This is a genomic window from Plebeiibacterium marinum (assembly GCF_026013615.1).
GTDB classification, from domain to species: Bacteria; Bacteroidota; Bacteroidia; order Bacteroidales; family Marinilabiliaceae; genus Saccharicrinis; species Saccharicrinis marinus_A.
This window is the reverse complement of record NZ_JAPDPI010000013.1, coordinates 86,687-108,562: the sequence shown is the minus strand read 5'-3', so window position 1 is coordinate 108,562 and position 21,876 is coordinate 86,687. Positions and strand designations below refer to the sequence as shown.

Sequence of the window (21,876 nt, the reverse complement as noted above, 5' to 3'; positions counted from 1 at the left end):
TAGGAAGGGATTATGAAGAAGATGGTCATATTACATATAATTATTGGAATAGGGGTTGTGGTGCAGGCTCAAAAGTACTACATCTCCAATTTATATATGTATGATATGTTCCTGATGAACCCGGCCAATGCAGGGAGTGATAAAGATTGCTATTCATTTGGGCTGTTTTATCAAAACCAGTGGTTGGGGATGGAAGATTCTCCAACAACACAAATTTTTAATGCCCAGGGGCCGCTAAGTAAGAGTTTAGGGTTTGGAACCTATGTTTATAACGACAGGAATGGGAATATGAAGGAATTTGGTTTGCACCAATCCCTATCATACGAAGTGCTTTTGGGAAAATCCAGAAGGCATATCTCTAAATTGGCGTTTGGACTGGCTTTTTCGGTGGAACAGAGTAGTATTGATGAAAGTAATTTTCAAAACAATACAACCATTATCGATCCCCTGATTCATGGTGGAATTTCCTCGGGATGGGGGTATAATTCAAATGCAGGCGTGATATTTATGTACGATGATTACCACATCGGTTTTTCAGTAACCAATATGCTAAACCAAACAAATCCATTATATAAGGGAGATGGAGAACCTGGATTGCCCATGGACTGGCATTTGTTTTTAAGCGGTATGTATAAAGTGGTGGACAGGGACGTGTTCCTTGAACCCATGGTTATGGTCAGGGGAAATAGCGAAACAGATAAACGGGTAGACCTGTCCTTAAAAGGAACTTTCCCAACTCCCAATCCGATGTATGCCTTATGGGGACTGGTAGCATACAGAAGAACCATGGATGATAATTTTGGTAAAAGTTTGGGGATGGCAGCTACAATGGGTGTGAACTATCAAAGAATAAGTCTGGGTTTGGAGTATCAGCTCGGACTAACAAGGGCACAATTGGAATATGGTAGCGCCTATCAGCTGGTGTTGAGATATACCATATGCAATAACCTGAAGCACCATGCCATTCCATGTTCTGAGGCCCGGAAGAATAAAAAATCCAGATATAGCGGTATGATTTGGTATTGAATTTTTAGAGAAAGAATAAATGATGAGAAAATTAAATATAAAATACTGGACACTTCAAGTGCTGTTTGTGGGGATAAGCATGGCTTCATTCGGACAGGTTAATTGGTTTTCATTAGCTATGGATGCCCAAAAGACTATGACGGTGGTGGCTAACGATGATTATTTGTTAATAGGTGAGGGAAGAGAAGAAGAAGTTAATGTGCTCAATAATGATTATGGCTTGTTGGGTGGCGTGAAAGAACTTACAGTTATTCAAAAACCTGAACATGCAGAAATTAAGGTGTTGGATGATTTTAAGATATGGTATAAGGCAGAGATTGGATATGAGGGGACGGATGAGTTTCGGTACAAGGTGTGCGGGAAAAATGGAGAGTGTGATGAAGCAACTGTTGATGTAAATATCGAAAATATTGACTTTATCCCTGAAGCATATCCTGATTCTGCAAAAATGTTGCGCGGTCAGGAGTTCGTTATTCCTGTATTGGACAATGATGAGTTTTTATTTGATGGCACAATGGAAATATATATTCTGAGAGATATTAACAATGGGGTGAGTGAAATAGGTGTTGATAATAATATACAGGCATATTTTGACGAATATTTCCGTGGGGTGGACTCGTTGCAGTATCAGGTTTGTGACGAAAACGGAGATTGTTCTGAGGCATGGGTGTTTTTCCGGGTAGAGTCGCTGGTTGAAAATGATATTTTTATTCCTCAGGGGATTTCTCCCAATGGGGATGGGTTGAATGATGTTTTTAGCATTCCGGATTTAGAGGGATTGACGATGCAAATAAGAATATTTAATCCTTTGGGCGAATTGGTGTATCTCAATACTGAATATAAAAATGACTGGGATGGAATGGGTAATGAAGGAGGTAGTACAGGGAAAATATGTGCTAATGGTACGTATTATTATGTGTTAAAGGTACCAGCATATAAAAAAGATTTTTCAGGTTTCATCTATATCAATAAATAATTATGAGGAAGGCTGTAATTAACGATAAGGTGCTTTGGGTGTTTTGGGGACTGATAGTCTTTTGTCATGTTTCCCTTTTTGGGCAGTTTGGCAATTCCACATCCCGTTATATGCATACTCAGTATTTTATAAACCCTGCATATTCAGGCACGCTAAATACCATGTCGGTAAATGTTATGGCGCGTAAACAGTGGATGGGAATCGAAGGGGCTCCAACCAGCTACCATCTGGCTGTTCATGCACCGGTGAACAACACAATGATGTCAGTAGGAGGTGGGTTTGAATTGGAAAGTTATGGTGTAAATAAGCTTTACTCTGCAAATGTGTCGTATGCCTATTTGTTGAAAATATCAGAGTTGACTTTTTTGTCGTTGGGATTAAATACCAATCTGAACAACTATCAGATAGGATACAGTAAATTGGCCTTAACCCATGAAAATGATCCTAATTTTTCAGCCGGTAGCAGGAATACAACTGGTATAACTGCAGGGTGTGGTGCTTTTTTGTACTCCCAAAGTTTTTTTGCGGGGTTGTCGGTTGCACATTGGGCCAATATCAAACAAGCTGATGCTGATAATGGATTTGATCAGGTTGTTGGCAAAAAGTATTTTCATGTGGTATCTGGTTATATGTTTCAGATAAATAGGAGTTTAGTGGCTAAACCTTCTGTGTGGTACCGGTCGGCATCGGATTTTTCGGAAGTAAACCTGGGGATGCAGGCTATGTACAGGGATTTATTATGGTATGGAATTTTGTGGAGCGAGAGTGGTTGGCTTTCTAATGTTTTTCATGTCCAGATCACTAAAGATTTAGGAGTTGGGTACGCATTCGATTTTGCAATAGGGGAAAAATCCATTAACCGCAATAATCATGAAATCTCTTTATCCTATAAGCTGAATGACCTGATTGTGCCAAATAAGAACCGTGAATTTGGAGAAAAGAGGACCCGAAAGTTATTGAAGTCAGTAAGAGACTTTTAATGGAACTCAGTTAAACGTTAATTTTATCGGTTTGTTGAAAAATGTTAAAAAATTATTCCTAGTTTTAATGGAACTTTTTAACAAACTAACAATGAAAGTAAAAATATTGATTATTGGTATCCTGTTTTTAGGGGTACTGTTATTTGCAGGTAATTGGATATATGGCAATAAATCTGCAGCCAAACTTGATCAAAGGATACAGTTTAGTATTCAAAACCAGCAGCTCCCCTTTGATATCTCCTACGAAAAAGTACAAGTAAACCCATTGTTTTCTGAATTTACATTTACTAATTTAATAGTTTCGGACAAGTCTGGCGATATAACGCTTAAATCGGAAAAATTAAGGGTAAATATGAAGTATAGTGAGGCAATGGAGCTGTCTGAAAACCACAAGCTGGAAGAGGTTACCTGGTTTAAGCTGAATTTTGACCGGCCCCTTATTTTAAACGATAAAGATCTGGTAGTTTTTGAAACAGGTAATGCAAAATTAAATTTTGATGGTGCTTTAAAGTCATTTACGTTACAAGAGCTGGAGCGGCATTTTCCGGAAACACCCCAAGAGGTTCAGATGAATTTATCAGATGTGGTTTTTCATGCAGAAAATATGGGTGGATTTAAAATAGATGGGCTTACAAATGCATACAATACCTTAAATGAGATGGATGTGCATATGGTGTTTAATCCGGGCACGCATACTCTCGAATTAAAACAGTTGGATATGGAATCGGATCAGATGGCTATGGTGAGTGGTGCCCTGCTTAAATTTGATGGTGATTGCAAAGAAAACTTTATACCCAGGCAAGTAGTTTTTAATTCCACTGCGAGTTCAAAAGGTGAGGTGTCATGGGAAAATCCTACCCAGGGTAAGATTATATTGGAAAATACAGAGCATAAGTTCTCTGGAAATATTGCCTTTGATGAAAAGGGGGAGATTAGTAAAGATGAATTGCCTGAGTTTGATTTGTATATGCAGTTGGAGGGGTTAAAGATTGAATATGAAGAAGATGCCAGGCAAATGATAAACAAGCAGGGATCGATGGTAGGCATTAGTGCGGATGATATTGCAATAGATCATTTTGTTGTAAACTCAACTTTAAAAGATGGAAAATTGCAGGTGGCAAATACCGAGTTGGTTATGCCTGTGTTTAATGCAAATTTAGATGTGGATATAAATTTTTCGGAATCCTCTATCGAAAGCGGAGAAATAAAAAATATGGTTCTCAGGGTGTCTGATATCAAGCCGGAGCTGAAAGAAGGACTAAAGAGCATTGAAAATATGCTTGGGTTTCAATTGCCAACAGAAGGTGACGATATTGTTTTTTGTGTAAAAGGAACCTTAAAGAATCCACAGGTAAAAGGAATTCATTATTAGTTTTTCAATATAACAGATCGTTAGATTTTAGATTTTAGATAAGAGACTTATTTGCAAGATGCTTAAAATTAAATCTTTACCTAACTTAAGTTGATTTTATTAAATATCTCATAATCTTACACTTATAAAAAAATAACGAACTATTGTCAATAAACGAGATAGTAAAAAAAAGGCTCGCCACTGGCGAGCCTTTTTTATTTTATATCATCTATAAATTACTTTACAGAATCCATGTACTCGATAAGTTCACAAACTTTTGTTGAGTAACCCATTTCGTTGTCATACCAAGATACAACTTTAACGAAAGTTGGAGATAACTGGATACCAGCACCTGCATCAAAGATAGAAGTACGAGAATCACCAATGAAGTCGTTAGAAACAACAGCATCTTCAGTGTATCCTAATACACCAGCTAAATCACCTTCAGAAGCTTCTTTCATTGCAGCACAAATAGCTTCGTAAGTAGTTTCTGTAGCTAAACGTGCAGTTAAGTCAACAACAGATACGTCTGGAGTTGGAACACGGAAAGCCATACCTGTAAGTTTTCCATTCAATTCAGGAATAACTTTACCTACAGCTTTAGCAGCACCAGTAGAAGAAGGAATGATGTTCTGACCAGCACCACGTCCACCTCTCCAGTCTTTAGCAGAAGGACCATCAACAGTCTTTTGTGTAGCAGTAGTAGCGTGAACAGTAGTCATTAAACCTTCAACAATACCAAACTTGTCGTTTAATACTTTTGCGATAGGAGCAAGACAGTTAGTAGTACAAGAAGCGTTTGAAACAAAGTTCATGTCGTTAGTGTATGAAGTGTTGTTTACACCCATAACGAACATTGGAGTATCGTCTTTTGAAGGAGCAGACATAACTACTTTTTTAGCACCAGCGTCGATGTGACCTTGAGCAGACTCTTTAGTTAAGAATAAACCAGTAGACTCAACAACGTACTCAGCTTCAACAGCACCCCAGTTAATGTCAGCAGGATTTCTCTCAGCTGTAACACGGATTTCAGCACCGTTTACGATAAGCTTACCGTCTTTAACTTCAACAGTACCATCAAAAATACCGTGAGTAGAGTCATACTTTAACATGTAAGCCATGTAATCAACGTCAATAAGGTCGTTGATAGCTACAACTTCAATAGTTCCTTTGGCAACAGCCTGACGAAATACGAAACGACCGATACGGCCAAATCCGTTAATACCAATTTTAATTTTTGACATTTTATAGGTTTTTTAGAAATAAAATTTACAACTCCATTAAAAATGAGGTACAAAAGTATAAAATCATTAACAATTGGTCAAAAAAACAGGTGATGATTTTATTAATTCAGTATTAAAAAATGTAAAAAGGTTATTGGCAGGGGTTTTGGTGAGAATAAAAAAAGGAGCAAATCACGGTGACTTGCTCCTTTATGCAATAAATTAATGATATTGCTATGCTTTTTCAGAATTTTGCTCAATACTTATTTTACTGTACGCTGGGCAGTCCTGAGTGGATTTGCAGGAAGTTAAGCCCAATGCAACGAAAAATACTACTGTTGCAACAATGATCAATGCTTTTTTCATAACTAATAGATTACAATATAATTAATGATAGTTTTCGTTTTTCTTTATCCTATATCATCATGTAACGATAATTTTTTATTTGAGTTACAAAATAACATGTAATTAATGGCTAAAATATATAATTACTTGATAAAATAATATTTTTTCCACTTAAAAGATGTTTTGACCCGATTTTGTTTTTATTTATATGGTGCTCACCTCTCATGTCTCCTATTTATATACTATATAATTTTCCCGGCCGTTTCATTTTCTTTAGTTCAGAAAAAGCCCTGTCAACATCTTCATCGTTTACTAAGATGGTAAACTCATTGGTCGTTGAAATCACTTCAGTAATGTTGATCCCTTCCCAGGCTACCGATTTAAGGATATAATAATAAAAGCCGGGAATTTCGGAGTTGCTTTCATGGAGTTTGACAGTTATTGCCGAGAGGTTCTGGGTTTTATGAATAAGTTCTTCTTTTTTAAAGTATTGTTCTACCAGGTCTGAATAGTAGCTGGTTATTACAAGGTTAGACTCGTGTACGCCTCTTACCAGTGTGTAAAATATATTTGGATTATCAGCTATGGATTCAATAACTTTCATATGTCCCTTTACCAGTGTTTTGCTGTTTCTGAAAGTATAATCCGATAAATCAGACCGTACAATGATGTCGCCCAACATGGTTTTCATCTTATCAATACTTTTGTTTATTGAAAAGTTTACCTGGGGTGATAAGCGATTTAATGCCATTACAATAGCTCCGTGTTTGGCCTCCTTTAAGATAATCTTCTCAATTTCAGGCTTAATCTTTCGGGCCAGGGCCGATATGTTTATTAATCCATCTAATAAAGCCTCCGATAAAAAAGGCTTTACTTTAATCACCATTTCAACTGCTTGCGGAATTGTTATCATCTTACATTAGTTTTTACAAAAATACAAAATGTTAAATAATTAACAAGTTGTTATAAAATGGTTTTTTTTAAGGGTAAAATTTTTCCTTTAATTTAATGGGGTATATATTTGTAAACGATATTAAAAAACAAGAAATTTGTTCGGAAAAATATCAAGTAAAAACGATTTTTAAGAATAATAGTACCATGGCATTTACACTTAAAGGATCAATAGTTGCGATTGTTACCCCCTTTCATGAATCGGGAGAGATAGATTGGGATGCATTTGATAAACTTATTGATTTTCATTTGAATAACAATACTGATGGGATTGTTGTTTGTGGAACAACAGGCGAAACGCCAACATTAACAGATGAAGAGGATGAAGCGCTTGTTGCCCGTGCGGTAAAACTTATCAATGGTAAAATCCCTGTGATTGCAGGCAGTGGAAGTAATTGTACCCAAACAGCTATAGAGAAGACTCAAAAAGCAAAAGAATTGGGCGCTGATGCAGCCTTGGTTGTTGTACCTTATTATAATAAACCTACGCAAAAGGGTATTTACGAACATTTTAAAGCTGTTGCGGAGGCCGTTGATATACCAATTGTATTGTATAACGTACCATCGAGAACAGGAGCGGGATTAACACCAGAAACTGTGGTTAAACTGGCTCAGGATTTTGAAAACATTGTGGCAGTAAAAGAAGCTGCCGGAATTATATCATACTTTACCGAAATTATAGCTAGTGCACCCAAAGGATTTTTAGTGTACAGTGGCGATGATTTTCTTAGTGCTTCTGCAAATATGTTAGGAGCAGACGGCTGTATCTCTGTTGTTGCAAATATTATTCCCGTTGATTTTCATAAATTAATGGACGCTTCAATAAATGGAGATGTTGCAACAACCAAAGATTTGTTTTATAAATATCAGAAATTAATGGATCTGTGTTTTATTGAATCGAACCCAATCCCGGTAAAAACAGCATTGGCCGAAATGGGCTTTATGAAGGAGGTTTTTAGAGGGCCTTTGTGCACTATGGAGGAAGATAACAGGCAGAAATTGTTGGACGAACTAAAGTCTTTATCTATACTGTAAATAAGAAAAAAGTATATAAATTTTATATTTTGTTGGTGATGATGCAAAGGGGTCTTTCTTTATGGAAGGCCTTTTTGTTTTTTAATATATTTGTGAAATGATTAAAAACAATAAGAGAAATGATAGATACTATATTAAATCACAGATCAATTAGAAAGTACACTTCTGAAAAAATATCAAAAGAAACACTGGAAGAAATATTGAATGCCGGTATGCGTGCCTCTACAACAGGAAATATGCAGGTTTATAGTGTAGTGGTAACTGAAGATGATGACAACAAAGCCCAATTGGCACCTTGTCATTTTAATCAGCCTATGATAAAAAATGCTCCGGTTGTTTTAACCTTCTGCGCTGATTATAACAGGTTTAATAAATGGTGTGAATTGAGTAATGCCAAACCCGGGTATGATAACTTTTTGTCGTTTGTAACAGGGGCAATAGATGCTCTGCTTGCTGCCCAAAATGTTTGTGTTGCTGCCGAAAGTAAGGGGTTGGGGATTTGTTACCTGGGTACCACAATTTATACTGCTGATAAAATTATAGAGGTGCTTAAATTACCAAAAGGTGTTGTTCCTGTTACAACAGTAACCATTGGTTACCCGGATGAATCTCCAGAGCTGGCAGATAGATTGCCGTTAGAGGGAATTGTTCATTATGAAGAATATAAAGATTATTCGGATGAGGATATTAAAGATCTGTATCAGGAAAAAGAGCAATTGCCGGAGAATATTGGTTTTGTAAAAGAGAATGGTAAAGAATCATTGGCTCAGGTATTTACTGATGTGAGGTATAAAAAACAGGATAATGTAGCGTTTAGTAAGGTTTTACTGGATGTACTGAAAAGTCAGGGTTTTATGAATCATGAGGATTGAAAATTGAAAATTTTTAAAAAAAATTGATTTTTCTTACTTTTATATCTATCTTGTCAAATGATTAATTGATTAATCGTAAAGTATTAACTATTCATTTGTTAGTGTTGTGTGTTATTTAAACAAATGAATGTTGTGTGTTGTGTTAGTTGAGAATGAAAAGGCCGTTGTTTCCCCAAACATGGCCTTTTTCGCGTTATATGGTCTCTGATGTCTCAGTTAATAGTACTTCTTAGGTTATTTATATTGTCAATATAGCTATGGCTTTTGATGAATGGGGTGTTGAACTTGACTAAATAGTACATTTGTATTTTGGGCGTGTTGGTTTAAATGTTTATTTTGTATAAAGTTTTAAACCCTGGATAAAAATACATTATGACTAAAACATTTTCTTTGGTTGCATTTTGCTTCTTTTTTTTCATCTCTACTCAATTCTCTTCGGCAAAAGCACCTATCAAATTTGGCAAAGTAGATATTGAAGATTTAAAAATGACAGTTTATGAGCCGGACACAAGTGCTGCAGCTGTTGTTTTGTGTAAGTACGGATTTTTTAATGGGAATGATTACAGGTTTACCACAATTACCCGAGTTAAAATATTAAAGAAATCGGGTGTTTCTCTTTCTGAGTTTTCCTTCCCCGGAAAAGAAGACATGCAGGTCAGAGGAAAGGTATATAACCTTGAAAATGGAGAAGTAGTTGAGGAGAGGTTGAGAAATGAATCCATTTATAAATTAAAAATAACAGAAGATTATTATCGTATGAAAGTTGCTTTGCCTAATATAAAGGTAGGGAGTATATACGATATTGAAACTACACAATTGCTATTGCCTTCTGAATTTGCATTCCAGCGCGAGATTCCGGTTAGATATTGCGAACTGGTGTTGGAAAATACCCCTGAAGTGGAATTTAGGAAAAGATCCAGAGGGTACTTTCCTGTAATGCCCCAAGGCGATAATGCTTATGTAGCGAAAAATGTACCTGCTTTCAAAACAGAATCTTTTATGGATTCAAAAGAAAACTATATTTCTAAGTTTGAATTTGATATTTTAAGAGTTAGTTTTCCAGGTTATTTCAAAGGCTTTACCACTTCATGGGAAGCTGTAAATAAGAGGTTGAGGTCCAATTCCTACTTTGGCGGTGCACTTACCAATGGTGTTGGCGGGTTAAATGCTGTTAAAAAAGAGATTGAAGCCAAATATTCAGATCCTTACGATAAAATGATTGCGGCCTATGAAGCAATAAAACAGGTAGAATGGAATGAAGTGGAATCCCTTTTTTCAACTGAGTCCCATTTGGGGGGTGTGTATAAGGATAAAAAGGCTAATTCTGCTGAAATTAATATGATGCTTTATCAGTTATTGCAGAAATTGGATGTTTATGCCTTGCCCGTAGCCATAAGTACCCGTGAAAATGGTAGGTTGCATCAGTTTTATCCCAGTCTGGAGAAACTAAATTACATGTTTATCCGGGCAAAAATAGGAGATAAGGAGTATCTTTTGGATGCTACAGAGAAATTGATGCCTGCCGATATGCTGCCATTGCGTTGTTTGAATAAAACCGGGAGATTGATTAATAATGAAAGTGGTACCTGGATTGACTTGAAAACAGATAAAAAAGACAAGAGTTCTTCTCTTTATGATCTGAAATTAAATGAAAATCTTGAAGCCGAGGGTACCCTGAAATGTAAACGTTTTGAATATTCGGCTTACGATTTCAGGAAACAGTATAAAAAATATGCAAGTGAGGATGAATTTTTGGAAGCGTTTGAATATGAGCATCCCGGGTTGAGGGTTAAGGATTGTACTTTAACCAATCTGGATTCCATCTATAAACCGGTTTCAGAGGATTATACAATAAAAGTCAGTAACCTTACACAGCAAGTGGGTGAAATGATAATGATTAACCCATTTGTGTTTGATAAGGTGGAAAGTAATCCATTTAAAATGGAAGAGCGTAAATATCCGGTCGATTTTGCTTATAAACGAGAGAAGTTGGTTATGTTTAATTTAACCATTCCGGATGGATATGGTTTTGATGCCGTGCCAAAACCTACCAGGATTTTACTGCCTGAGAAATCAGGTTCAGTCTTGATAAACTATAGCGTATTAGGAAACAAATTGAGTGTTACCTATGTGATGAAAATTGATAAGGCAATATTTACATCTGAAGAATATGCCTATCTGAAACATCTATATGCTTTAGTGATCGAAAAACATGCAGAACCGGTAATCATTAAAAAGAGTCAGGATGCAGCTTCATTATAAAATTTTACTGTGCTTTCTTTTTTGCACGGTTGGGCTTTGGGCTAAAAAAGCTCCAATGTACCCGGTGTCTTCCATCCCGAAAGAATTATTAACCGGAGCGGATGCGGTTGTCCGGGAGAAAAACACTGTAGTTGAGGTAGTCTCACTTTCAAAAGTTGTATACCACGAAAAATATGTTGTTACCATATTAAAGGAGAGTGGAAAAGACAAAGCCTTGTTTGAAGAGGCTTATGACAAGCTGAGTTCCATTACTGATATTTCGGCAACTGTTTATGATGCTGAAGGGAAGAAAGTCAAATCTATTCCTTTGAGTGAAATCAGGGATTTTTCTGCCGTATCGGGCAATTCATTATATGAAGATAATCGGGTGAAAGTGATTGATCCAAAGTATAATACCTATCCATATACAGTGGCATATTCTTTTCAGCATAAATTTAATTCAACATTTTATTTACGCGGATGGAGTGCGTTTAATGGCTATAATACTTCGGTAGAAAGGCTTAGTTATAAAATAACTGCTCCAGAAGTGTTTAAATATCGTTATGAGGAATTTAATGTGGAAACCCAGGCAAAGGAGGTTGTAAATGATGGGATAAAGGAGGTGAGTTGGGAAATAAAAGGTTTTGAAGCTCCACAGGAAGAAGTGCTGGCGGGTAAGTTTGAGGGGTGGATACCTACGGTTCATATGGCGCCCGCAAAATTTATAATCGATAATTATAAAGGGAGTTTTGAATCGTGGAATGACTATGGGCAATATGTTGGACGTTTAAACCAGGGTAAGGATAATATCCCCGTGGAAACAGTGGACGAGGTTAGGCAAATGTTTAAAGAAGGGATGAGTGATTATGATAAGATTGCCATTGCCTACCAATATTCTCAGCAAAAAAACAGGTATGTAAGTATTAAGGAAGGTATTGGCGGGTGGCAACCCTTTGATGCAGAAACTGTGGACAGACTGTCGTATGGAGATTGTAAAGCATTGTCAAATTATGTAACATCGTTACTGTGTAAGTTGGGATATGATGCCCATTATTGCCTTATTTATGCAGGTAATCACCAAAGGACAAAGACTGAATTTGTTGAAAATAGCTTCAACCATATTGTGTCGTGTGTGATTTTGGAAAGTGATACCCTGTGGTTGGAATGTACCAATTCTCATTATCCTTGTGGCTATATGGGTTCGTCAACTGATGATAGGTATGCTTTGGTGATTAAGGATACTGGGGGGGAGTTGTTAAAGACTCCATCTTATACTGTTAATGATAATAATATCAACACACGTGCCCATGTTAAAATTAATGTGAAAGAAGCATCTGAACTTGAGATGCACCAGATATTCAGGGGGGCTTTGTTTCCTGAAAGTTTTGCATTAACAATCTTAGATGAAACAGATCGGAGAAAGGCTGTAATTAATTCGGTTAACCTTCCCCATTTTGATTTGCTTGACTATAATGTTACAGCTTATAAGGAGCGTAAGCCTTGGGTTGAAAAGGAAGTCAAATTATCAATCCCTGCTTTTGGCAGTATCATGGGGGATCGTATGTTTTTTTCACTGAATTCGTTAAACAAATCCAGTAGTTTGCCTCCGTATTCCCGAAACAGGAAATCACCAATGTTGTTGTCGCGACCTTATAGCGAAAATGATACCATAAACTATATTATGCCGGAAGGTTATAAAATGGAGGCCTTGCCAAAGCCTGTTGAGTTAAAATCGGAGTTTGGGTTGTATGCTTGTTCTGCAGTGGCTGAAGGAAGAAATATTGTTTACAAAAGAGAGTTTAAAATTTATAAGGGCGAATATCCTAAAGAAAAATATAACGATTTTGTGGAGTTTTTGGAGTCGGTAGCTAAGTATGATGAGGCAAAGGCTGTTTTGGTCAAAAATATTTAGTGATGAAAAGCAGTTAGATAATAATATTTAAAAAAATAACGAGAAAAATCTCTCAATAACATGCAAATTATGAGTGTGTTGATGAAAAGTGTTTTGTTATTTCGACATTTGTTAGTCTATAATTGGTAACTATTAAACATTGTGTACGTATTACCTACCATTTAAACAATTAATTTTATTATTAAAATGAGAAATTTAACCTATTGGCTGTTCGCAATTGTGCTAATTGCGTTTACGGCTTGTGAGAAAAGTGATGATGATGCAGATGTTGCTGCATTGGAACAGGAAATTGCAGAGCTAAAGGCTTTGCTCAATAGCCAAACTGCTATTACAAGTGTTGGTTTTGAAGGGGAAAACATGGTGCTTACGTTTGCAAACGGATCAAGTATTACAACGGCAACCCCACAAAGTATTGTGCCTGCTGTTGGTGATAACGGAAACTGGTGGGTAAATGGAGAAGATCTTGGCGTAAAGGCAGAAGCCGACATGCCATCTATCGGAGCTAATGGAAATTGGTGGATTGGCGATACAGATACTGGTGTTAAAGCTCAGGGTGAACAAGGAGAAGCTGGAACTGATGGTGCTGATGGAACCGGAATTCAAAATGTTGAATACGATTCGGAGACTGCCATTTTAAAATTAACGCTAACTGATGGAACTTCATATGAATATGTTCTGTTTTACGAAGAAGATGTTCAGGGAATTAAGTTGGGCGATTTAAATGGTGAGTATTTATTGGAAACCATTGCCAACGGCGATATTAAGGTGGCTGACTTTGTATACAATGATTTGAACCAGTTAACAGATATTAATTATTACACTACTGTACTCAATAAAGCCACTAAAAATGCTACATTAAGCCGTGTATATAATGCTGAGGGTGAAATTGAGAGTCAGAGCCTGATTGAGTTTGCTACAAAAAGTAAGGCGGTACCTGCTGGAGATGAATGGGATTCTTACCCTGACTATATGGAATTAGATGAAGAAATTATCATTGATACAGAATCTAATGAAGAAATTATTTTAGCAGAAGTGGCTTTTAGTGAGCTTTTTCCTGATGGAATAAGTGGTTATGAAGGTACAGCAAATGATTTTTTTGATAGTTATGAGTATTGTGTAATAAGCAAAGAGAATTATCGTTATCGTTTCTATGATCGAGAGTATTATGATGAATATAATGATGTTACAGAGGAATGGGAGAGTGGATACAGGTATTATGTTAGAAAATGGCAAGTGGCAGAGATGCATAAGAAATATATGCTTAAAGAAATAAATGGGGTAATATATGCTTTGAAACAAGGTATGGGTTGGTTTGAGATGTATGATTATACAGCATTTAGTGTCAATGAAGAGGGGGGAGTAAGTGTTGATTATCAATCATACAAAGAAGGTGAGATCTATAATGGTAGGTACAGATATGGATATAAAGCTATCGAATACACTACAGATGTAGATGAGGTTTCAGGTTCGTTGTTAAAAGATTATATTGCCATCTCTCCGGATGAAATTTACAATCCGGATAATATAGCAGGTACCTATAAAATATTGTACAAAGAATACAATATCTACGAACCAGGTGATGAAATTCAGAGAGCTACTTTGGCTTATGAATATGAAGGTGCCAATTATACCGTGAGTCACGAATTGGAGAATTTATATAAGATTGTAGTGTTGGATGATAAGATTGATGGTATTGTGTATTATAATGAAGGAGTTGAAGAGCAAATCCTAAAAATGAATTACACTAATGGTAAATTAACCACAGTCAGTTCTCCTGTTAATGAAGCTATCGATGTTATTAAAGTGTTGTACGATTCAGAAGGCAATGCTACTGAGTTGCAGGTTAATTCAAAACAGCTTGCAGACAAAGGATATGATGAACTATTTGCAGCTTTAGGTTTGGCTTACAGAACAGATGTATATGATGCAGACTTGGGTATGGTAGTTGAAAAATATACTTATCCTGAAGATTATACGGCACTATTAAAAGTGAAGTATGATTATACCATGAAGAATTTTATGAACCATACCATTACTGCTGCAAATCCGCTATTTAGTGTGTTTAATAGCAGCAATGCTATTCAGGAACTTATTTGGGCAGGACATGGAAGCTGTTTCTTTGCTGAATATGGCGACTATAATGAAGGAGGTTATCCGCAGGAAATTAAAGGGTTGTTGCAGTTAGCTCCTTTTGAGAATGGTATTGAAAGCGATGAGTTGCCAATCAATATGTCGGTTGCTACAAAATACAAATTGGGATATAAAAAGATTTCTGAGTAAATTTAATTTTTAATAATAATCAGCAACTCTTATTTTTGGGTTGCTGATTTTTTTTGTTGTAAACTCTGTAAGGTTGAATAAGATATTATTTGTCTGTATACTATTTTTATGTAGTCCGGTTGTTTTAATAAGTCAAAAGATGGGGACGGTATTAACCAATACTGGTGTGCCTGTAAATAATGTTCAAATTATAAATGTTGCCAATAACACTGGTACTGTCACTGATAGTTTGGGGAAATTCCAGATTGTTGCAAGCTTGGGGGATATACTGGAGTTTCACCATTTGAACTACCAAAGTTTCTTTCTTCCGGTTGTTAATTTTAAAAATGATACGGTTGTACTTCAGACAAAAGATTTTTCTATAGAAGAAATAAATGTTTCCAGCTCTTCCAGTAATGATTATAGCCAATCCAGCCTTGAAAAGATGAACCAGATTCCTTCGTTTCTTGGTGAAAAAGACATAGTAAAGTATTTATCAACATTGCCTGGGGTAACCTCATTGAGCATGCTTGATGAGGGGATTTATGTCCGGGGAGGGAATAGCTCGCAGAATGCTTATTTGGTTAATGGGGTAGCGGTGTCCGATCCTCAGCATATAGGAGGTATCTTGTCAATTTTCGATCCTTTTGTTTTGAGCAATTCAAAATTTTTTAAATCAGGCTTTCCTGCTCAATATAATGGTTCCTTGTCTTCGTATATTGATATGAGCCCCTCAAAATATACTGATAATAGTTTTTACGGGGAGCTAAATGTTGGTTTTTTGTCGTCATCTGTTAAAACAAGGTTTAGTCCCGACAAGAAAAAAAAGTCATTGTTAAATATGTCATTCCGTAAATCTTACTTTCAGCTTATAGCTGATTTGTATAATTCTTCAGGCGAAGAATCTATTCCTTCTTATTCGTTTTCTGATTTTACCATATCTTATGATTTTCCAATAAATAGCAAATGGAAAGTTTCGGCTTTTGGATTGGTGACAAATGATCAGTTGCCCATATCTGTTGGCAATAGTTTTAGTTATGATTTAAAATGGGGCTCGTTTAGTAGTAATATAAAGTTGGATGGGATATTGACAAAACAAACCAGGATTAGTACAGTGGTTGGTTTCAACAAAAATGAGTCTATGGTGGGTGTTTTGTCGGAGGTGGATTCAAAAACGGATACCCAAACAGACCAGCTTAGTATTCTGACCCGGTTAAATACCAATATATCTGATGAACTACAGTTGGTGTCCGGAGTTGGATACGTGCAAAAGAACTATAAGTATAATCAGGAAAGTGAAAATGTTGCTAACCAAAATCTTACTAATGAAATTTTGTATCCCTTTGTTGAAGGGGTCTGTTTTATGGGAGATAGCTATATTTTGAAGGCCGGAATAAACGCGTTGGTATATTTTGGTGAAAATACGGAGTTTTTTTTATCTCCCCGGTTCAAGCTTTCTTCAGTTAATCCTAATGTTTCATGGTGGTTGGATTATGCAAATACACGCCAGTTTGAAGAGCGGATGAATGTGTTAACTGTGCAGAGTCCTGTTGATGTATGGGTTCCTGTTGGGCAAAACATGCCGGCAAGTTGTGATCAGTTTTCTTTGGGTACAAAAATCAGAATGAGTAGGAATGTAAAGATGAAGGCCGCCCTGTTCCATAAAAAAATGCGCAGGATTAAGGATTTTGATGCTTATAATAGAATTGATATTAACCAAAGTATCGATAAAATGATTAGTGGCACGGGAAATGCCAGAGGGATTGAGTTGGATGTTGCCTGTAATACAAGTAAAATTTACTCTCGGGTGAATTATACTTATTCGGAGATAAGAAACCAATTTGCAGATATTAATCAGGGTGAATATTTTAATCCCCAATATGATGTTCGCCATAATATGCTGGTAAATTTATCAGGCAGCATCAGTGAAAAGGTAAAGGTTAATGCACTTTGGACCTATCGTTCAGGGGTGACTGCAACCGTTCCGGAAGGAGTGGCTGTTGCAAAGGATATTAGCAAAGGTTCCATGGAGTATATTCCGGTTTATAAAACAAGGTATAACTACAGGTTACCGGCTAATCACAGGTTAGATGTAAATTTTGAATATATTAAGAGTTTAAAGCATAGTGTTATAAAACTGAATGCAGGGGCTTATAATGTGTATAACCAACAAAATTCAACATTTGTATATGTGGCACCTGAAAATAAAGATGATTATTTCATCAGGTTCAGGTTAAAGTCGAGAGTTATTTTTCCTTTTATGCCATACGTAACTTTAACCTATGTGCTATAACCTGTTGAACAGAAAATGGAGGTTTTTATCTTCAAAATAATTTTTTTTGTATGAAAAAGATATTGTATTTAATTATTTGCTTGATGATTGTTGGTTATGGGTGTATTGAGGAACAAATATTACCATATAATAATTTGAAAATGGATGCAGGTTATTTTGTAGAGTGTTATCTTGAACCTAATAATTTGTATAAGTTAACAGCAACAAAGTTGCAGCCATTAAATGAAGATTATATCCTGGACTATTCGCATAGCTTTGATGCGTTTATTGACAATATTGAGCTTTATCACAGTCTTTATTCAGATACAGAATCTGGCTATATCTATAATTATGGTAGTTATTTGAGGTTTGTTCCTAAAAAAGATAAAGTATACCTCACTCTTATATCAGAGGATCAGGATACGATAAAAGGAGAAACTACAGTGCCAGAGGATATCAAAATTAATAATTTTAAAAGTAGTGATGGAGGAGTACAGTTTGATTTTCTTTTATCACCAAACAAGCTCCATAATTTTTTTATGGTTAGTATAGATTCCTACGATAGTGATAGTGTATATCGGATTGTTAAGTTGTTGGATTATAGTGGTGAAGAAGAGTTGGATACTATCTTTTTTGACTATTCGTTTAAAGACGATAAGGGTAGGACAGAGTATTTGGATGTAGTATTGAGAAGATTGACACAGGATAATTTTAAATACCAACAATCTATAGAGAACGCCAAAGATGCCAATAATGATAACCTGATTTTACCATCTCCATTGGCAGGCAACCTCAAAAACGCAATTGGCATATTTACTTGTTATACTTCTGATAGTGTTTCTGTATACTATTAAAAAAAATACCCGCCTCAGAGAGGAACGGGCATTTTTACTTATCCGAGTTTGACTGTTATTTCTTTTTCTTTTTTCCTTTCTTTTCAGATTCAGGTTCTTCATCAAAATTCAGATCTTCTAATTTCCAGTCTAATTCTTCCTGAGCATATTGTAAATCAGCCTGGGCATCTTTTAGGCTTCGTTCGTAGGTTTTGATATAACCTTTTCCTTTACCCAGGTTTCTTTCACCAGTGCTTATTAACTTATCGTTTGCCTTGGTTTTGTTTGATAGCTCCTTTGAATCGATCTTAAATTTTGCGTCTATGGCTTTTATTTCAGCTTTGGCCTCGGCAGCTTCATCCCTGTTCTTCGATTTTGAAATTTTCAACAAAGGTTTTTTATCAACTGCATATTGTTTTGTCAGCGATTTTGTTTCTGTCTTTAATTGCTTTTTCAGACTTTTACCCTCTGCAAGTTGAGATGATCCAACTTGTATAAGAGAATCGGCATAATCAACCTTTACCTGGGCTTTTTGCACTTTTGCTTCAGAAAGGGTAATGGTCTTTTTTAATTTTTCTACGGTGGATGAATCTCTTGAAGTCCAAGGTTTTTGGGCACTTATAGTGGCGGTGGCTATTAAAGCGCATAAGGTAATTAAGTATAATTTCATTTTAAATGTTTTTGATTTTGGGATGAATTTATATTATAAAACGTTGTTAATTTTTACTAGTATCAGATATTTGAACGATTAGAGTGTTGATAAAGGTGTCAATGGGTTGGCATTGAGTAATATGTGAAACAGTCTAATCTCTCAAATATCTTATCATACAATATGTGAAATGATATACGTTAACCATATAATTAATGTTCATAAAAAGGAGGATAATTTTTGCAATAATTGTTTTTTATGTATTAAAAGCTTGTATAATAAACCCTTGTGATTAGGTGCTTTTTTTTATTGTAAATAATGTATCTTTGTGGGCTAATTTTTTTAGAGAGTCAATATGCAAAAGAAAAAAGTTGTTGTCGGTTTATCGGGTGGAGTAGATTCAAGTGTTGCTGCCTATGTTTTAAAAGAGCAGGGGTATGAGGTAATAGGCTTGTTTATGAAAAACTGGCACGATACAACAGGGGTGCTTGAGGCTGATTGTCCGTGGTTGGAAGATCGTTTTGATGCCATGGCGGTAGCTAAAAAACTGGATATCCCTTTTCATTTTATTGATTTGAGTGAACAATACCGTGCCCGTGTGGTGGATTACATGTTTAGTGAATATGAGAAAGGACGTACTCCAAATCCGGATGTGCTGTGTAATCGCGAAATTAAGTTCGATGTTTTTATGGATAAAGCATTTGAATTGGGGGCGGATTACGTGGCAACAGGGCACTATTGTCGAAAAGATACCATTATTAAAGATGGTAAAGAATACCATCGCTTGTTGGCAGGTAGTGATGGCAATAAAGACCAGAGTTATTTCTTGTGCCAGTTATCGCAACAACAGTTGTCGAAGGCACTGTTTCCCATTGGCGATATTATTAAACCTGAAGTCCGCAGGATTGCCAATGAATTGAACCTGGTAACTGCGCATAAAAAGGATTCGCAGGGAATCTGTTTTGTAGGAAAGGTTGATTTACCCGTTTTTTTACAACAAAAGCTGGAGTCGAAAAAAGGGAAGGTGTTTCTTATAGATAAAGATTGTGAGCTGTATGGCAGGGATTGGAAGCAGGCGTTTGATAATCCAACGGATGATGTGCTGGAAGAATTGTCAAAACCCTATATGTTTCATCCGAAATATGGAAAAAGGGTAGGAGAACACGGGGGAGCTCATTTTTATACTGTAGGGCAACGTAAGGGTTTGAATATCGGAGGATTCCCGGAGCCGTTGTTTATTATAGGTACCAACATCGACTACAACCAGATTTATGTTGGTATGGGTAAGAAAAACCCGGGCTTGTTTCGTCAGGTTTTAAAGGTAAATGCAGATGAGCTGCATTGGGTACGCCCGGATTTGGAAATGCAAGTAGGCGAGAGCAAGCGTTTAAGTATCCGGATCAGGTATCGCCAGCCGTTGCAAAATGGCGTAATTCATAGAAGAAAAGAAGGTATGTTTGTAGTGTTTGATGAACCACAAAGGGGGATCACTGCAGGGCAGTTTGCGTCTTGGTATGTTGAGGATGAGCTGATTGGTTCGGGAGTGATTAGCTAAGTTGGTCGTTAGTTGTTAGTCATTAGTTGTTAGACATTAGTTATTCGTCATTGGACATTGGTTATTGTTCATTGGTTGTAGGTGAGTTTGTCTGCCCAGGGCATAAGGAACTACAGATGGTTTATACTTACGCCCTGAGATTGCTTGTTTGCATTGTTGCAATTAGGAAAAGGCATTTAACCAGTCACAAACACTGACAATTAAAAAACAATCTACTTAAACATTTTGGGATAAATATACAATTCTACTTTTCCGCTACGTACCTCAATATCTTTCCAACTATCAATGTTGAAATTTATAACGGTAGTACAACTTGTTGGAAAATGCCAAAGGTCATCGGAAATCAGGTTTACAGTAAAGCCGGCAATATCCGGGTTGTGGCCAAAGATTATAATTGTATCAGAACCGGAATTAAACTGAGATAGGTATTTTATCATTTCAGAGGTTGTGTAACCATCATAGATAAATTGTTCTTTTTTAATAGCGCTTGGGTTGTAGCCTAATGTCTCTGCATAGATTTCTGCTGTTTGTTTTGCTCTTTTTGCTTTGCTGGTAATAAAAAGATCTGGTATAATCTCTTTGTTTTTAAGTTGATTGGCAATGGTAGCAGCATCCTTGTGTCCCCGGGGAAGAAGTTTCCTGTCGAAGTCTGATTTGCTATAATCGTAAAGTTGTTCTGTTTTAGCGTGGCGAACCAATATTAATTTTTTCATAAAAGAAATTTTCAAGTATCACGATTTAAGTATCAAGAGCAAGAAATGTGTCTTGATACTGTTGTTTGTTAACCTTATTTATTTATAAAATTACGCTATTTTCGGGCAAAATAAAATAGCATGACTCGCATAGGACTTATTTCTGATACGCATTCATATTTTGATCCGCGTTTTAAAGAGCTGTTTGCCAATTGTAATGAGATATGGCATGCCGGTGATATTGGTGATATGAAAGTTTTGGATGCCATGCAGGATTTTAAGCCGACCCGCGCTGTTTATGGTAATATTGATGATGCTGTAATCAGGCGTATCTTAAAAGAGCATCTTCGCTTTGAATGCGATGGGGTTGATGTGTGGATTACGCATATTGGAGGCTATCCGGGCAGGTATGATGGAAGGGTTAAAGCGGGGTTGTTTAAGAATCCGCCAAAGCTTTTTATAGCCGGTCACTCGCATATATTAAAAGTAATTTACGACGACAAGTTAAATTGCCTGCATATTAATCCCGGGGCTGCCGGGCGTTCCGGATTTCATGCTGTTCGCACAGCAATAAGGTTTGTGCTGGATAAAGGAGAAATTAAGGATTTGGAAGTAATTGAGCTGGATAACAAATCCTTTGGAGAGGAAGGTTAAAAGAGTTTCTCGCAAAAAACGCTTTTATGCTTAGCGAAATTTGCGAGAAA

Annotated in this window: 17 protein-coding genes; 13 read left to right on the top strand and 4 right to left on the bottom strand. The window is 36.4% G+C overall.

Going from position 1 to position 21,876, the window contains the following annotated elements:
* Positions 1–12: 12 nt before the first annotated feature.
* From OM074_RS08255 to OM074_RS08240, 4 genes are all read left to right on the top strand, one after another.
* The gene (locus OM074_RS08255) at positions 13–1,026 is read left to right on the top strand and encodes a PorP/SprF family type IX secretion system membrane protein (RefSeq protein ID WP_301198989.1); all 1,014 of its coding nucleotides are present in this window, start codon (positions 13–15) and stop codon (positions 1,024–1,026) included.
* Positions 1,027–1,045: 19 nt separating this feature from the next.
* On the top strand, positions 1,046–2,002 hold the full coding sequence (locus tag OM074_RS08250) for a T9SS type B sorting domain-containing protein (protein ID WP_301198988.1): 957 nt from the start codon (positions 1,046–1,048) through the stop codon (positions 2,000–2,002).
* Between the two features lie 2 nt (positions 2,003–2,004).
* Positions 2,005–2,982: a PorP/SprF family type IX secretion system membrane protein gene (locus tag OM074_RS08245; protein ID WP_301198987.1), complete on the top strand. Its 978-nt coding sequence runs from the start codon at positions 2,005–2,007 to the stop codon at positions 2,980–2,982.
* Positions 2,983–3,073: 91 nt separating this feature from the next.
* Complete coding sequence (locus tag OM074_RS08240) at positions 3,074–4,354, top strand: hypothetical protein (protein WP_301198986.1); 1,281 nt, start codon at positions 3,074–3,076, stop codon at positions 4,352–4,354.
* A gap of 215 nt (positions 4,355–4,569) precedes the next feature.
* Here OM074_RS08240 and gap read toward each other — a convergent pair whose 3' ends face one another.
* Both gap and OM074_RS08230 read right to left on the bottom strand, forming a co-directional pair.
* Positions 4,570–5,577, bottom strand: coding sequence for a type I glyceraldehyde-3-phosphate dehydrogenase (gap, locus tag OM074_RS08235; RefSeq protein ID WP_301198985.1), 1,008 nt, complete (start codon positions 5,575–5,577; stop codon positions 4,570–4,572).
* A gap of 559 nt (positions 5,578–6,136) precedes the next feature.
* A complete protein-coding gene (locus OM074_RS08230; RefSeq protein ID WP_301198984.1) occupies positions 6,137–6,814 on the bottom strand; it encodes a hypothetical protein in 678 nt (225 codons plus the stop codon).
* A gap of 185 nt (positions 6,815–6,999) precedes the next feature.
* On the opposite strand from OM074_RS08230, the gene dapA reads away from it, so the two are divergent.
* The 7 genes from dapA to OM074_RS08195 all read left to right on the top strand — a co-directional run bounded on the left by dapA (position 7,000) and on the right by OM074_RS08195 (position 18,297).
* Positions 7,000–7,887 carry a 4-hydroxy-tetrahydrodipicolinate synthase gene (gene dapA / locus OM074_RS08225; RefSeq protein ID WP_301198983.1) on the top strand — a complete coding sequence of 296 codons (888 nt, stop codon included), beginning with the start codon at positions 7,000–7,002 and terminating at the stop codon, positions 7,885–7,887.
* 119 nt (positions 7,888–8,006) lie between these two features.
* Entirely contained in the window at positions 8,007–8,759 is a 753-nt protein-coding gene (locus tag OM074_RS08220; RefSeq protein ID WP_301198982.1) for an NADPH-dependent oxidoreductase, read from the top strand.
* A gap of 372 nt (positions 8,760–9,131) precedes the next feature.
* Positions 9,132–11,021 (top strand): DUF3858 domain-containing protein, encoded by a 1,890-nt coding sequence (locus OM074_RS08215; RefSeq protein ID WP_301198981.1) that lies wholly within the window; start codon positions 9,132–9,134, stop codon positions 11,019–11,021.
* Between the two features lie 55 nt (positions 11,022–11,076).
* Positions 11,077–12,912 carry a DUF3857 domain-containing protein gene (locus tag OM074_RS08210; RefSeq protein ID WP_301198980.1) on the top strand — a complete coding sequence of 612 codons (1,836 nt, stop codon included), beginning with the start codon at positions 11,077–11,079 and terminating at the stop codon, positions 12,910–12,912.
* Between the two features lie 186 nt (positions 12,913–13,098).
* Positions 13,099–15,192 carry a hypothetical protein gene (locus tag OM074_RS08205; protein WP_301198979.1) on the top strand — a complete coding sequence of 698 codons (2,094 nt, stop codon included), beginning with the start codon at positions 13,099–13,101 and terminating at the stop codon, positions 15,190–15,192.
* 139 nt (positions 15,193–15,331) lie between these two features.
* Positions 15,332–17,464, top strand: a complete 2,133-nt coding sequence (locus OM074_RS08200) for a TonB-dependent receptor plug domain-containing protein (protein WP_301198978.1) — start codon at positions 15,332–15,334, stop codon at positions 17,462–17,464.
* A gap of 50 nt (positions 17,465–17,514) precedes the next feature.
* Positions 17,515–18,297, top strand: coding sequence for a DUF4249 family protein (locus OM074_RS08195; protein ID WP_301198977.1), 783 nt, complete (start codon positions 17,515–17,517; stop codon positions 18,295–18,297).
* 55 nt (positions 18,298–18,352) lie between these two features.
* Here OM074_RS08195 and OM074_RS08190 read toward each other — a convergent pair whose 3' ends face one another.
* The gene (locus OM074_RS08190) at positions 18,353–18,946 is read right to left on the bottom strand and encodes a hypothetical protein (RefSeq protein WP_301198976.1); all 594 of its coding nucleotides are present in this window, start codon (positions 18,944–18,946) and stop codon (positions 18,353–18,355) included.
* Between the two features lie 334 nt (positions 18,947–19,280).
* On the opposite strand from OM074_RS08190, the gene mnmA reads away from it, so the two are divergent.
* Positions 19,281–20,480 (top strand): tRNA 2-thiouridine(34) synthase MnmA, encoded by a 1,200-nt coding sequence (gene mnmA, locus OM074_RS08185; protein ID WP_301198975.1) that lies wholly within the window; start codon positions 19,281–19,283, stop codon positions 20,478–20,480.
* Positions 20,481–20,692: 212 nt separating this feature from the next.
* Here mnmA and OM074_RS08180 read toward each other — a convergent pair whose 3' ends face one another.
* Positions 20,693–21,193 carry a SixA phosphatase family protein gene (locus OM074_RS08180; RefSeq protein WP_301198974.1) on the bottom strand — a complete coding sequence of 167 codons (501 nt, stop codon included), beginning with the start codon at positions 21,191–21,193 and terminating at the stop codon, positions 20,693–20,695.
* A 120-nt stretch (positions 21,194–21,313) separates the two neighbouring features.
* On the opposite strand from OM074_RS08180, the gene OM074_RS08175 reads away from it, so the two are divergent.
* Complete coding sequence (locus tag OM074_RS08175) at positions 21,314–21,826, top strand: metallophosphoesterase family protein (protein ID WP_301198973.1); 513 nt, start codon at positions 21,314–21,316, stop codon at positions 21,824–21,826.
* Positions 21,827–21,876 lie beyond the last annotated feature (50 nt).